At 64.8% G+C, this 12,687-nt stretch carries 11 protein-coding genes and 1 pseudogene; 5 read left to right on the top strand and 7 right to left on the bottom strand.

All coding sequences use genetic code 11. The features are described 5' to 3' along the window. Positions 1 to 12: 12 nt before the first annotated feature. Positions 13 to 1,341 (bottom strand): histidinol dehydrogenase, encoded by a 1,329-nt coding sequence (gene hisD / locus K7G82_RS28545; protein ID WP_222993784.1) that lies wholly within the window; start codon positions 1,339 to 1,341, stop codon positions 13 to 15. Between the two features lie 19 nt (positions 1,342 to 1,360). Next, entirely contained in the window at positions 1,361 to 2,518 is a 1,158-nt protein-coding gene (locus K7G82_RS28540) for an ester cyclase (protein ID WP_222993782.1), read from the bottom strand. Between the two features lie 170 nt (positions 2,519 to 2,688). On the opposite strand from K7G82_RS28540, the gene K7G82_RS28535 reads away from it, so the two are divergent. From K7G82_RS28535 to K7G82_RS28525, 3 genes are all read left to right on the top strand, one after another. Continuing rightward, positions 2,689 to 3,714, top strand: a complete 1,026-nt coding sequence (locus K7G82_RS28535; protein ID WP_222993780.1) for a LacI family DNA-binding transcriptional regulator — start codon at positions 2,689 to 2,691, stop codon at positions 3,712 to 3,714. A gap of 170 nt (positions 3,715 to 3,884) precedes the next feature. Continuing rightward, complete coding sequence (locus K7G82_RS28530) at positions 3,885 to 6,227, top strand: TonB-dependent receptor (RefSeq protein ID WP_222993778.1); 2,343 nt, start codon at positions 3,885 to 3,887, stop codon at positions 6,225 to 6,227. A 63-nt stretch (positions 6,228 to 6,290) separates the two neighbouring features. Then, positions 6,291 to 7,319 (top strand): cupin domain-containing protein, encoded by a 1,029-nt coding sequence (locus tag K7G82_RS28525; RefSeq protein WP_222993777.1) that lies wholly within the window; start codon positions 6,291 to 6,293, stop codon positions 7,317 to 7,319. A 115-nt stretch (positions 7,320 to 7,434) separates the two neighbouring features. Here K7G82_RS28525 and K7G82_RS28520 read toward each other — a convergent pair whose 3' ends face one another. The 5 genes from K7G82_RS28520 to K7G82_RS28500 all read right to left on the bottom strand — a co-directional run bounded on the left by K7G82_RS28520 (position 7,435) and on the right by K7G82_RS28500 (position 11,210). After that, positions 7,435 to 7,842 (bottom strand): hypothetical protein, encoded by a 408-nt coding sequence (locus K7G82_RS28520; protein ID WP_222993776.1) that lies wholly within the window; start codon positions 7,840 to 7,842, stop codon positions 7,435 to 7,437. A gap of 407 nt (positions 7,843 to 8,249) precedes the next feature. After that, a complete protein-coding gene (locus tag K7G82_RS28515) occupies positions 8,250 to 9,008 on the bottom strand; it encodes an HpcH/HpaI aldolase family protein (protein WP_222993774.1) in 759 nt (252 codons plus the stop codon). Beyond that, positions 9,001 to 9,732: an alpha/beta fold hydrolase gene (locus K7G82_RS28510; RefSeq protein ID WP_222993772.1), complete on the bottom strand. Its 732-nt coding sequence runs from the start codon at positions 9,730 to 9,732 to the stop codon at positions 9,001 to 9,003. The genes K7G82_RS28515 and K7G82_RS28510 overlap by 8 nt, the downstream gene beginning before the upstream one ends. After that, positions 9,729 to 10,766 carry a LacI family DNA-binding transcriptional regulator gene (locus tag K7G82_RS28505; protein ID WP_222993770.1) on the bottom strand — a complete coding sequence of 346 codons (1,038 nt, stop codon included), beginning with the start codon at positions 10,764 to 10,766 and terminating at the stop codon, positions 9,729 to 9,731. The genes K7G82_RS28510 and K7G82_RS28505 overlap by 4 nt, the downstream gene beginning before the upstream one ends. A gap of 69 nt (positions 10,767 to 10,835) precedes the next feature. Beyond that, positions 10,836 to 11,210 (bottom strand): winged helix-turn-helix transcriptional regulator, encoded by a 375-nt coding sequence (locus K7G82_RS28500; protein ID WP_222993768.1) that lies wholly within the window; start codon positions 11,208 to 11,210, stop codon positions 10,836 to 10,838. 89 nt (positions 11,211 to 11,299) lie between these two features. Here K7G82_RS28500 and K7G82_RS28495 point away from each other — a divergent pair, with 89 nt between their 5' ends. Together K7G82_RS28495 and K7G82_RS30350 are read left to right on the top strand one after the other, a co-directional pair. Further along, a complete protein-coding gene (locus tag K7G82_RS28495) occupies positions 11,300 to 11,875 on the top strand; it encodes an FMN-dependent NADH-azoreductase (RefSeq protein WP_222993766.1) in 576 nt (191 codons plus the stop codon). 454 nt (positions 11,876 to 12,329) lie between these two features. Then, a pseudogene (locus tag K7G82_RS30350) lies at positions 12,330 to 12,593 on the top strand (BapA prefix-like domain-containing protein); the annotation flags it as partial. Between the last annotated feature and the right edge of the window lie 94 nt (positions 12,594 to 12,687).

Below are 12,687 nucleotides of genomic sequence, written 5' to 3'. Positions count from 1 at the left end.
AGCGTGTTGCGGTCATACGGCGGCTTCGGCGGGGGCCGCGACGCCGGCATAGGGCACGTTGCGCCCGCCATAGCGGCGGACGCGGATATTGGCCTGTTCGCCATGGCCGGCAAAGCCCTCCAGCGCGCACAGCCGGCTGCAATATTCGCCGACCAGAGCGGAGGCTTCGTCGGTCAGCACGCGCTGATAAGTGCAGGTCTTGATGAACTTGCCGACCCACAGGCCGCCGGTATAGCGCGCTGCCTTCTTCGTCGGCAGCGTGTGATTGGTGCCGATCACCTTGTCGCCGAAGCTGACATTGGTGCGCGCGCCCAGGAACAGCGCGCCGTAATTGGTCATATGGGCCAGGAAATAGTCGGGATCGGCGGTCATCACCTGGACATGCTCGGACGCGATCTCGTCGGCGATGCGCACCATCTCCGCATCGTCCTCGGCAACGATCACCTCGCCGAATGCGTCCCAGGCGCGGCGCGCGATGTCGCGCGTCGGCAGGATCTCCAGCAGCCGATCGACCTCCGCCATGGTTTCGCGCGCCAGCTTCTCCGATGTGGTGAGCAGCACCGCCGGGCTGTCCGGTCCATGTTCGGCCTGGCCGAGCAGGTCGGTCGCGGCGAGTTCGGCGTCGCAGCCGATCTCGTCGGCGATCACCAGCGTCTCGGTGGGGCCCGCGAACAGGTCGATGCCGACGCGGCCGAACAACTGGCGCTTGGCCTCCGCGACAAAGGCGTTGCCGGGGCCGACCAATATGTCGACAGGGGCGATCGATCGGGTGCCGATGCCCATCGCCGCCACCGCCTGGATGCCGCCCAGGCAATAGATCTCGTCGGCGCCGGCCATCGCCTGCGCCGCGACGATCACGGGGGCGGGCTTGCCCTGGAAGGGCGGGGCGCAGGTGACGACGCGCGGCACGCCCGCCACCTTGGCGGTGATCACGGACATATGGGCGGAGGCGAGCAGCGGATATTTGCCGCCGGGCACGTAGCAGCCCGCCGCGTTCAGCGGCAGATGCTTGTGGCCGAGCACGACGCCGGGCAGCGTCTCCACCTCGACATCCTTCATGCTCTCGCGCTGGATCCGCGCGAAATTGCGCACCTGCGTCTGGGCGAATTCGATGTCGCGGATATCCTGCGGGTTCAGCGTGTCGATGCACGCCTGGATCTCGTCATCGGTCAGGCGATAGCTGTCGCGATCCCATCGATCGAAGCGGATCGAAAGCTCGCGCACAGCATCGTCGCCGCGCGCCTCGATATCGGCCAGGATCTGTTCGACGGTGTCGCGCACCTGCCGGTCGGCGCCGGCTTTCGCGTCCGCGGTCGCGCCGCGCTTCAGATAGAGTGCCATGGTTCGTCTCCGCTCCGGCTCAGTCGGCCGCGACCATCAGGGAATTGTGCGGCGAATGGATCTGCATCAGCACCGCGATCTCGTCCCACACCGTCCATTCCTGGGCGATCTTGCCGTTCTTGAAGCGGAAATGGCTCATGCCGAGGATGCTGACCGGCTTGCCGGAGGGCGGGCCGAACTGGCCATTGCCCAGATGCGTGCCGTTGAGGCTCCAGCGCACCGCGGCGATATAACCGTCGGTTTCGTGCGTGTCGCAGAAATGATCGAAATGCATCACCGCGTCGGGGAAGGCGGCGAGCATGCTGATCACCGTCCACATGATGCCCTGCACGCCATGCACCTCGCGGCCGGGCGCGGTCTGCACATTCACGTCGGCGGCGAAATAATCCTTGATCCGGTCGAAGCGGCGGCGGTTCCAGACATCGTGGAACATGTGGCGCAGATTGTCCTCCATCGAGGCCTGCGGGCCGGAGGGGAGGTCGAGCGGTTCGGGATGCTTCTGTCCGCTGCCGCGCTCCGGCAGGCCGGACACGATCGGCGGCACGCCCGATCGCGCGGCGGCGGCGGCCAGCTTCGTCGCGACCTCGACGGGATCGAGACCCAGTTGACGCACCAGCGCGCCATTGTCGCGCACCAGCCATTCGCGATAGATCAGGTTGCGGCGGATCATGCAGTCCGCGATGTGGCGGATGCGCACCTTCTTGCCCGTCGCGGGGCCATAGATGGAGGGGCCGAGATTGGTCATGCGGCTGGTGCCGAGATGCGAGGTGTAGAAGCCCTGCTTGTCGTCGCCCGTCCAGGCGACATTGCCCAGCCGGCTTTCGCGGTCGGGAAAGGCCTGCATCATCTGGATCGTGCCGGCCACCACTTCCTCGACCGAGGTCTGCGTGCCGTACGGCGTGTGGACGACGACGGCGTCGTCATAATGGCTGTAGATCAGTCCGACGCCCTTTTCGGCCCAGATCCGGTGCGTGCAATAGGCGATATAATGGACGATGTCGGAATAGACGTCCTCGAACCCGTCGAGCGACTGGGTACGTACGCTGCGCGGCGACAGCAGATCGTTGACCGGGCGCTGACGCACGCGGCTGACGGTTTCGCGCGGATCGGGCGTGGCGGGAATGCGCAGCGCGGTGACGTCCGCGCTTTCGGATTTGGCTTCGCCTGGCTTGCTCATCAACTGCTCCCTGACTGCGATGGGCGACGTCGAACAATGCCTTGGTGGATCATACCGGACAAAGGCGGATGCCTTTGCCCGGTATGATCCACTATGCGCAGGACGGCGCTCGATTCGGTCATGAGCGTAGAGTTGTTTGAATACGTATGCAACAACCGGAGGAAAATGGCGTGGCGGGACGCAAGGCTAGAGGTGCGGGCAGCGGGGCGGGGATCACCTCGCGCGATGTCGCGAAGGCGCTGAATATCTCGCAATCCACGGTGTCGCGCGCCTTCACGCCGGGGGCCTCGATCTCCCCCGCGTTGCGCGACCGGATCTTCGCGGCGGCGGAAAAGGTCGGGTATCGGCCCAATCTGCTCGCGCGCGGGCTGATCGCGGGCAAATCCAACCTGATCGGCGTCGTCCTGGCGCGGCAGACCAATCTTCTCTACCCCGAACTCCTCTACGAGCTGAGCGGCCGGCTGGCGGAGCGCGGCTATCAGGTGCTGCTGTTCCCGATCGGCGATGCCGCTTCGGTGCAGGATGCGATCAACCGCATCTGGTCGTTCCGCGTCGATGCGGTGCTTGCGACCGGCGTGCTCGACGAGGCGGCGGTTTCCGCCTTCGAGCAGCATGGCCTGCCACTGGTGATGTTCAACCGCGTGTTCGATCTGCCGATTTCGAGCGTGAGCTGCGATTTCGCGGCGGGTGCGCGCGATCTGGCGACGCGGCTGCTGAAGGCCGGCCATCGCGATATCGGCCTGGTCGGCGGGCCGGAAGGGTCGTTCGTCGGCGCCGAGGTGGAGCGCGGCGTGCGCGCGGCGCTGGCCGGATGGGCCGATGCGCGGCTGAGCGTGGCGCATGTCGATTATCGCTACGAAAGTGCGGCGGAGGCGTTGAAGCTGCTGCGCCGCGAGGATGGCGGGCTGCCGGGCGCGCTGCTGTGCGTCAACGATACCGTGGCGGCGGGCTGTCTCGATCAGTTGCGCGGCACGCTCGGGCGTACGGTGCCCGGCGATGTCTCGGTGGTTACATTCGGCGGTTTCGGGCCGGCGCGCTGGCAGAGCTACCGGCTGACCGGCATGCAGCAGCCCATGGACCAGATGACCGACGCGGCGATCGAACTGCTCGTCGGCCGCATCGCCGACTCGCAATCGGGCGTCGAGCGGCGGAGCTTCCTGCCCGTGTTCATGGAAGGCGATACGGCGGCGATCTGAGCATGTTTGTGCAATCGGAACCGATGGAGACTTCTGAATAAATATAATATGAATCAATGAATTATATTTGAATCCACCCCAAGAAATCACCGCATGATGGCAAATTTGTTGCATGCGTATGCAAATCGGATTAACTCTTGGTGCATAACAACGGCACAGGGAGACCCGTCATGCGTAAATCAGGCACGCGTAAATCAGGGCTGGCAATCGTCACCGCGCTCGCCACCGGCGTGATCCTCGCGATCGCGCCCGCCCATGCGCAGGATGCGGCTCCGGCTCCGGCGGAGGACGCCGCGACGGAGGAGCAGGGCGTCGCCGATATCGTCGTCACCGCGCAACGCCGCGACGAGCGTGTGCAGAATGTGCCGATCTCGATCACCGCGCTGTCCGGCGCCGATCTCGAGCGTGCCGGCGTCAGCGACGTCAGCCGCCTGGAACAGGTGACGCCGGGCTTCACCTTCGGCCGTTCCGGTTCGGACGCGCGCCCGTCGATCCGCGGCGTGCGCACCGAAACGGTGAACGCCACCAACGATCCCTCGATCGGCTTCTATCTCGACGGTGTGTATCAGAGCCGCGCGCAGCAGGCGCTGATCCCGCTTGTCGATATCGCGCGCGTCGAGGTGCAGCGCGGGCCGCAGGGCACGCTTTACGGGCGCAACACCTTTGGCGGCAATGTCAGCGTCGTCACCAACCTGCCGACCACCGATCGCGTGCTGGGCGGTGCTTCGATCCGCGCCTCCAATTTCGATACCCAGCAATATGAAGCCTATCTCAACCTGCCGGCGAGCGACACATTGGCCTTCCGCTTCGCGGGCGCGCGCAACCGGTCCGACGGGTTCGTGAAAAGCACCGCCAACCCCAGGATCAGCCTGTTCGATCGCAACGAATGGCTCGGCCGCGCGTCGGCGCGCTGGACGCCCACCGAGGATCTGGAGATCGTGCTGCGCGCCGGTTACTGGAAGAATAGCGGGCAGGGCGGCGGCGCCTATGGCTATCGCGTCAGCGGCACGCTGGTGAACACCGCGACCGGCCAGCGCTCGATCAACGGCACCCCCGTCCTCTATAACCCTACGGTGCGCGACGGCATCGCCGATATCGCGGGCGTCGATGTCGGCGTGCCCGTGGTCGGCGGCAAATACACCAACAACTGGGATTATGCGCCCTTCGAGCGGACGCACGAATATCTGACGAGCGCGCAGATCAGCTACACGCTCGGCAATGTCCTGCTGCGTTCGATCACCGGCTGGCAGAAATTCCGCACCGATCGCACCGCCGATCTCGACCAGACCGCCGTCGTCTTTCCCGCGCCGGGCGTGGCCGCCGGCTTCGCCGCCAGCGGCTATCAGGAGAACGACACCAATGCGAAGACGTTCAGCCAGGAATTCCAGGTGGCGTCGGTCGCGACCAATCCGCTGCAATGGATCGTCGGTTTCTACGGGCTGAAGGACAAGCTCGACGAGCGCTACAGCCAGTTCTACACCGCGCCGGCCGCGACGGCGGCCGATACGCGCGGCGTCACCAAGCTCGATATCACCGCCTATGCCGCCTATGCTCAGGCGTCCTATTACGTCCTTCCCGATACGCTGCGCGTGACCGGTGGCATCCGCTACACGCACGAGAAGAAGGAATTCGGGATCGTCAATTACAGCTACCCGCGCACGGGCGGCGAAGTGATCGGCACCTCCACCTCGGGCGGGCCGACCTATAACAAGACGATCTGGAAGGCCGGGCTCGATTATTTCGTGACGCCGCGCAACATGCTCTATGTCAGCGCGTCGACGGGTTTCCGCTCGGGCGGCATCAACAACAACACCGCCAACGCCGCGATCCCCGAATCCTTCGGCCCCGAAAACGTCATGGCGTGGGAAATCGGTTCGAAGAACCGCTTCGCCGGCGGCAAGGTGCAGCTCAATTTCTCGGCGTTCGATTATCGCTTCAAGGATCTCCAGATCACGATCCTCAACCAGGCGACCAATCTCAGCTACATCCAGAATGCGGGCAAGGCGCACAGCCGGGGCTTCGACGTGACGCTGGACCTGGCGCCGTCGCGCGGGCTGCATGTCAACGGCAGCGCCACCTATCTGGAGGCCGAGTTCGACGATTATACCCGGCCGAACGATTTCTACACCGCCACCAACGGCGATCCGCGCCTGCTGAGCTTCGCGGGCAAGCGCATCCCGATGTCGCCCAAATGGAAGTTCACCGGCAACATCTATTACGACGCAGAATTGCCGGACATCGGCACGCTGACGCCCTATCTGAGCTGGCTGCATTCGAGCAGCTATTTCACGCTCGACTACAACACCGTGCTCGACCGGCAGAAGCCGTACGACAAGTTCGACGCGCGGCTGATGTGGCGTTCGACCGACGAGCGGTTCGGGCTGGAGGCGTTCGTCGAGAACATCACCAATGTCGCGGTGCTCAACCGCAGCGTGCTCGGCAACAGCCAGCGCATCCAGCAGAGCTTCCAGCCGCCGCGCACATACGGCGTGAAGCTGTCGGTCGATTTCTGATCCTCCCCTGGCGGACGGCCTGCCCTGCGCCGTCCGCCTTTCTTTTCAGGTGTATGTTTTCCGATGGCGTCTTCCCCCCAGTCCCTTGCCGACCGGCTCGTCCGCTACGACGCGCTCGTGCCCTGCCTGAACGCGTTCATCGACACGCGCTCGCCGGGATCGGAGGCGAAGGAGAATTTCACGATCATCGGCCCCGGCGTTTCGGAAAATCCCGACCAGCATATCCACATCGCCGAACCGCACGGGTTCAATATCGGCGGCGCGCGCCAGCCGCCGCATTGCGTGAATTCGCAGCATAGCCACGAGACCGCCGAGGTATTCGTGGTGCTGAGCGGCATCTGGTCGTTCAAGCTGGGCGAAACCGGCGACGACGCGCGGATCGAGCTGCGCCCGGGCGACATCATCTCCCTGCCGACCAACTTGTTTCGCGGTTTCGAGAATATCGGCACCGATCCCGGCTTCATCTGGTCGGTGCTCGGTGGCGACGATCCGGGCCGGGTGCTCTGGGCGCCCTATGTGTTCGAGATGGCGAGCCGTTTCGGGCTGGTGCTGATGGAGAATGGCAGCCTGATCGACACCGTCAGGGGCGATGTGCCCCCGCCGGGGCTGAAGCCGATGCCGCCCACCGACGCCGCCGCCGTGGCGCGCGTCCAGCGCTTCGATGCCGCGGCGATCGCGGCCTGCGTCGTCCGCGCCGATGCGTTCGATGCCTTGCCCGCCGGCCCCTTGTCGCGCTTCGACGGCGTCGCCGAAGTCGCGGTGATCGGCCCCGCCAATGACGCCGAGCGGATCGAGGCGGGGCAGATGGCCTGGCCGCACGGCTTTCATGTGCGCCGCATCGCCTTCGATGCCGGTGGACATGTGCCCGATCACCGCCGCGCCGAGCCCGAAGTGCTGTTCGTGCAGCAGGGCGAACTGACGGTGCGGTCGGGCGACGATGTCGTGACGATGGCGCCGGGCGACACGCTCACCGTCCCCATCGGCCGGACCCGCAGCTTCGCGGCCGGGGAGGGGGCGGTGGTCTTCGCCGTGCATGGCGGCGACACGCCGGCCGCGCCCGAATGGATCGATCAGGCGGCGGTTGTCGCCTGATTTTCCGGGCGGCTATCTGGGGCGTTGGCCTCTGAGACCTGTCATTTCGTTCGCGCTTCGGTCGTAGATGCGCGCCGGTCCGTCAGGATAGGTATGGGGGATGCGCATCTAGCGGCTAGGCCCTGTTCCAGCGCTCCCGTTCTATCTCATGCGCTCGTTCCGCAACGGCCCAAATGGCATTGGCAAACTGACGCATCGAGGCTGCATCGGCGGACTCAGCCGGCGATGCTGGAGAAAAATCGTCGATGCCTTTAACCAACTCGCCGTACCAGGCCTGCAATCGCGCCCTGAGTGTTTCCGGCTCGTCAACGCCTTTAAAATACTGGTCGTCGCGAGAATATACGTAGGCGCATCCGCCATTCTCCACGACGCTGTAGATCGGGCCTGCTAGCCGGTCTTGCAGATCCTCCAAGTCAACCCATTTGGCTCGACCTCGCTTCGTTCGCCAATCATGGGTGGTGAACGGATAGTGGAACGCCGCTTCAAACTGCTCGTTCAGGTTGGGATGAAGACCTTTGCCCATGTCGAGGCGTTAGCCGTCAGGAGATCAGGCAACAAGTTGCGTCTGATCGTGTAGGCATCCCCGCCGGCGGACATTCAATTCCATCCGTTAAAAGCCACTTCGCCGATGCGCTTGGGCTTCCAGTAGGCAAGTTCGCTCCGTTCAGAATGGGTGAGATCTGTCAGCAGCTTGAACCGCCCCGGGATTGTCGGAGGCCCTAACTCCTGAGAGTGAGGGTCTACGATGAGCAAGACGACGAACAAGTTTGCGCCTGAGGTTCGCACCCTGGCAACAATGGTTATGCGGTCATCTAAAAGGACGGGCCGTCTTCGAATTTCGAGGTCGCAGGTTATCATCCGGTTGCCGCCGGCATTTGCACAGCTGCTGCCAAACCGGGGGTATGACCCTTGTTCTCCGGTTGACTTGACTCAGGCCGGCGAGCCAACCGCCTCGCGCATCAGTGCGGCGGCGCCCGACAGCAGGAATCCGTGATCGGACCCCAGCAGGAACAGGCTTGCACCGTGGGCTGCCCATGTCTCCGCATCGGCGGCGCGGGCGAGGAACATGCCGGTCGTGCGGCCATGCTCGCGCCCGGCGCGGCAGACGCGTTCGACCGCCGCGAGCACGCGCGGATCGTCCTGGCTGTCGGCACCGAGTGCGACCGTCAGGTCGACGCGGCCGATGAACAGGGCGTCCACGCCCTCGACCGCCGCGATCTCGTCGATCGCCTCGACCGCCTCGGGATCCTCGATCTGGAGGATGACGATCGTGTTCGCGCTGCGCGCGCGATGATCGGCCATCGCGCGGGTGGTGTAGCCGGCGGCGCGCGACGAACCGGCATAGCCGCGTCCGCCATGGCCGTAATGGCTCGCGCGCACCGCCGTGCGCGCGTCCTCGGCTGAACGGATATGGGGAATGACGACGCCGTCGGCGCCGCAATCGAGTGCGTTCAAGATGTGCTCGGGCGCGGCGCTGGGCGTGCGCACCAGCACCGGCTTGCCCGCCGCGCGGGCGGTGAACAGGCAGGCGTCGAGCGTCAGCCGGTCGAATGGCGCATGTTCGGCATCGAGGCACAGGCAATCGAGCCCGGTCATCGCCAGCACCTCGACGACGATCTGCGAGGGCGTCTTCACCCAGGTGCCGACGATCCGCTCGCCCCGCGCCAGCCGTGCCTTCAGGTCATGCATCGCGGTTGTTCCCCAGCCTGTGCGTGTCGAGCCAGTCGCGGATCAGCCCGGCCATGATGTCACTGCGCTCGATCAGCGCCATATGGCCGGCATCGGCGATGATATGGAGTTCGGCGTTCGGAATGGCGGCGGCGGTCTGGCGGTGCCAGTCGGGCGGGCAAAGGCGATCCTCCTCCGCGCCGATCACCAAAGCGGGGCAGGCGATGGCGGCAAGGCCGGGGCGTCCGTCCGGGCGCAGCCGCAGCGCCTCGCTCTGGCGGACGAACGCGTCCGCCCCGACGACTTCGGCCATCTCGACGCAGAGATCGCCGAGCGCGTCGGCATTGGCGGTGCCCCTGGCGAAATAATGCGGCACCAGCCCATCGCGCGCGATGCGGGTGAGGGCGCCGTCGCGCACCGCCTGTTGCTGTTCGCGCCGCATCGCCGACCGCTCGGGCAGGTCGGGCCCGGCATTGATGCCGACCAGGCAGAGCCCGTCGATCCGGTCCGCCGCCGCGCGGTGAAGCGCCAGCGCGGCGATCGCGCCCATCGAAAAGCCGATCGGCACCAGCCGGCCGGGATGGTCGGCCAGCACGCGCGCCGCCATCGCGTCGATGCTGTCGTCGCGGTCGAGCCGGGCGTGCGCGATGGCGTGGCCGTCGGCCGCCAGCATGCTAGCCACGGGCGCCCAGGCGCGCGCATCGCACATATGGCCTGGCAGGAAGAGCAGGGTCGCGTCGGTCATCGATAATCCTGTGCCGCCGGAATCCGGGCCGAGGCGCCGAGGATCAGTTCGCCCGAGAAGACGCGGCGTTCGGCGATCAGATCGGGATTGTCGATCCGTTCGGCGAGCATCGCGATCGCCGCGCGCGTCATGCGCCGCACGGGCTGGCGGATGGTGGTCAGCCGATAGCTTGCCCAGCGCGCGGGAGCGACGCCGTCGAAGCCGACGATCGAGATCTGTTCGGGAACGCGCAGGTCATGCGCGCGGGCGGCGTCCATCGCGCCGATCGCCATCACGTCATTGGCGCAGATCACCGCATCGGGCGCGGGGCCCTGGCGCAGCAGCTCGCGCATACAGGCTTCGCCGCTTTCATAGCTGTAGCGGCCGCGCGCCAGCGGGACGTCCGGATGGCCGGCGCGTTCGAGCAAGGCGCGCGCGGCGGCTACGCGTTCCTCGCCCACCGTCGAATCCTCCGGCCCCGCGACGATCGCGAAGCGGGCATGGCCGACATCGAGCAGCCGCGTGACCAGCTCGCGTTCTCCGCCCGCTGAATCGCAGCTCACACTGGCGCAGGGCACCGTCTCCGCAGCGCGGTTGTAAAGCACCAGCGGCACGCCGCGTTCGCCGAACTGGCGGATCTGTGCGTCGGTCAGCCGCGCGGCGGAGATCACGCCGTCGACGCGGTAGCGCCAGATCTGGTCGAGCACCCTGTCCACCTCGCTCTCGTTCGCCAGCGAGAAGAGCAGCACGCGCATGTCGCGGGCGGAGAGTTCCTGCGACAGTTCGGCCAGCACTTCGGGATAATAGAGATTGGTGAGGTTGGAGATCAGGATCGCGACGATGCCCGATCGCTTCGTGATCAGGCCGCGTGCGATCGCGTCGGGCTGATAGCCGAGCCGCGTCGCCGCAGCCATCACGCGGTCGCGCGTTTCGGGCGCGATGCTGGCGCCGGGCTTGAAGCTGCGCGACACCGCCGATTGCGAGACGCCGGCGAGCCTGGCGACGTCATACGACGTCGCGCGCCTCTTCCTGTTCTGGATTGGCCCGTTGCCCATCATCGCTGCATAGCAGTTGTGACTACGTATGCAATATCCGGTGGAGGGCGATGCAATCGCCCTGTCGCGTCAGTTCGCCGTGCGATTGTCGAAGGCGGCGCGATGTCCGTCGATCTCGGCAAGATGCGTCTGCATCCATCGGCCCAGTCGTGCTGCTTCTTCGGCAAGCGAAAGGCCGAGCGGCGTCAGCGCATATTCGACCTGCGGGGGAACCGACGGATGCACCGTGCGGCTGACCATGCCGTCGCGTTCGAGTGCCCGCAGCGTTCGCGTGAGCATCTGCTGCGAAATGCCCGTGATGGCGCGGCGGATCGCATTGAAGCGCAGCGGACCTCCGTTCAGCGTCACCACCACCGGCAGCGTCCAGCGGTCTCCGATCCGGCCAAGCAACTCGCTCACGCGCATGCAATTGCGACTGCCATGGTCGATCTTGGTCATCTGCATATGACTAGGCCCTATAAATATGCGTTCTTGGCGGGGGTATGCGCCGCCCATAGCTAGTTGGGGTCTTCATCTCGTTTGGAAAGCACCCCATGAAACTTCTTCACATCGATTCCTCAGTTCAGGGCGACGCTTCGGTCAGCCGCACGGTCTCGGCGGCGGTGGTGGCCCGGCTGCGCACCGCTGATCCGGCGATCGAGTTGCGGTATCGCGATCTCTCGGCCGATCCGTTGCCGCACCTCACGCTCGATCGCCTCGCCGGCGTCGAGTCCGATGCGGCGATCGAGGAATTCCTGGCTGCCGATATCGTCGTGATCGGTGTTCCGATGTATAATTTCGGCATTCCGACGCAGCTCAAAAGCTGGTTCGACCATATCCTCGTGGCCGGGCGGACGTTCCGCTATGGCGCGGACGGCGGCGTCGGCCTGGCGGCCGGCAAGCGCGTGATCGTCGCGCTGTCGCGCGGCGGGATCTATTCGGGCGATGGCGTTGCGAGCGAACATGCCGAACGCCATGTTCGCGCGATGCTGGGCTTTGCCGGCATCGCGGATCCCGAATTCGTGGTGGCGGAGGGCGTGGCGCTGGGGACGGAATTGCGCGAGGCCGCGATGGCCGCCGCGCTCGCGCAAGCCGCCGCGCTCGACAATGCGGCGATCGCGATGGCGTGACGGGCTGGCGGATCGAGGCGCATGGTCGGCCTGATCGTCGGTTGAAGCCGAGAATCCGTTTGAGGCAGTGCGGAAGAGCGCATTGCCGCACTATTTCAGACGGAAATCATCTTCGATCTCTCCGAAATGCTTCGAAGTGTCGATCGGCCGACTGGTGGAGATCCGCCTGGTTCTTGTTGTCCCGCCGCGATCGACTTCATGGCATTTCGAGGCCGAGTCGAATAATCCGGATATTTATTGCATATGTTATTGCGACTGAATGTGAAAAGATCTTTTAACTTCAATCGGTGGATTCGGAAAATGGTCGCCAAGAACACCGTGGCTCGAAATTGGTTCCATATACCCAAAATGGGTGCAATATACCCGAGTTAACACTGAATTAACTATAATAAGCAATATATCGTTTGCTAGACAAGTTCTCCCCTTGCAGCTCGTTTCAAGTAAGGGGTGTGTTATGGCTAAGCGTATCGAGGTAAAGAGCCGCGCTACTGGTGCTTCCGAAAGCCATGTTGTCCAGCAGAAGAATGCGGTTCTTAAAGCAAAAGGCCCTGTCTCTGTAAAAGTCGAAGCGTCGAAGGGTGACGTCGCTGCGATGGAACGCGAAGGAGACGATCTGATCCTGCGTTTCGATGACGGAACAGTTGTGCGATTGGAAGGTTATTTCGATTGTACAGGCCAGGATAATTCCAACCTCGAATTCGCGGATCCAAGCGGCAATGCTGCCTGGACCGTATCGCTTGAAGGCATGACCTGTCAGGCCGGGGCTGCTGGTGCGGCCTCCGGACCGACTTCAGGGCCGATCGCCTATTCTT

Source organism: Sphingomonas colocasiae (assembly GCF_019880585.1).
Taxonomy (GTDB): Bacteria; Pseudomonadota; Alphaproteobacteria; order Sphingomonadales; family Sphingomonadaceae; genus Sphingobium_A; species Sphingobium_A colocasiae.
The sequence above is the reverse complement of the archived record's forward strand: the minus strand, read 5'-3'. Positions and strand labels throughout refer to the sequence as shown.

What these genes read in the sequence shown, in the direction of transcription:
- hisD (WP_222993784.1), bottom strand. Translation starts at nt 1,341, where the DNA reads ATGGCACTCTATCTGAAGCGCGGCGCGACCGCGGACGCGAAAGCCGGC.
- K7G82_RS28505 (WP_222993770.1), bottom strand. Translation starts at nt 10,766, where the DNA reads ATGGGCAACGGGCCAATCCAGAACAGGAAGAGGCGCGCGACGTCGTAT.
- K7G82_RS28520 (WP_222993776.1), bottom strand. Translation starts at nt 7,842, where the DNA reads ATGGGCAAAGGTCTTCATCCCAACCTGAACGAGCAGTTTGAAGCGGCG.
- K7G82_RS28495 (WP_222993766.1), top strand. Translation starts at nt 11,300, where the DNA reads ATGAAACTTCTTCACATCGATTCCTCAGTTCAGGGCGACGCTTCGGTC.
- K7G82_RS28510 (WP_222993772.1), bottom strand. Translation starts at nt 9,732, where the DNA reads ATGACCGACGCGACCCTGCTCTTCCTGCCAGGCCATATGTGCGATGCG.
- K7G82_RS28540 (WP_222993782.1), bottom strand. Translation starts at nt 2,518, where the DNA reads ATGAGCAAGCCAGGCGAAGCCAAATCCGAAAGCGCGGACGTCACCGCG.
- K7G82_RS28500 (WP_222993768.1), bottom strand. Translation starts at nt 11,210, where the DNA reads ATGCAGATGACCAAGATCGACCATGGCAGTCGCAATTGCATGCGCGTG.
- K7G82_RS28515 (WP_222993774.1), bottom strand. Translation starts at nt 9,008, where the DNA reads ATGCATGACCTGAAGGCACGGCTGGCGCGGGGCGAGCGGATCGTCGGC.
- K7G82_RS28525 (WP_222993777.1), top strand. Translation starts at nt 6,291, where the DNA reads ATGGCGTCTTCCCCCCAGTCCCTTGCCGACCGGCTCGTCCGCTACGAC.
- K7G82_RS28530 (WP_222993778.1), top strand. Translation starts at nt 3,885, where the DNA reads ATGCGTAAATCAGGCACGCGTAAATCAGGGCTGGCAATCGTCACCGCG.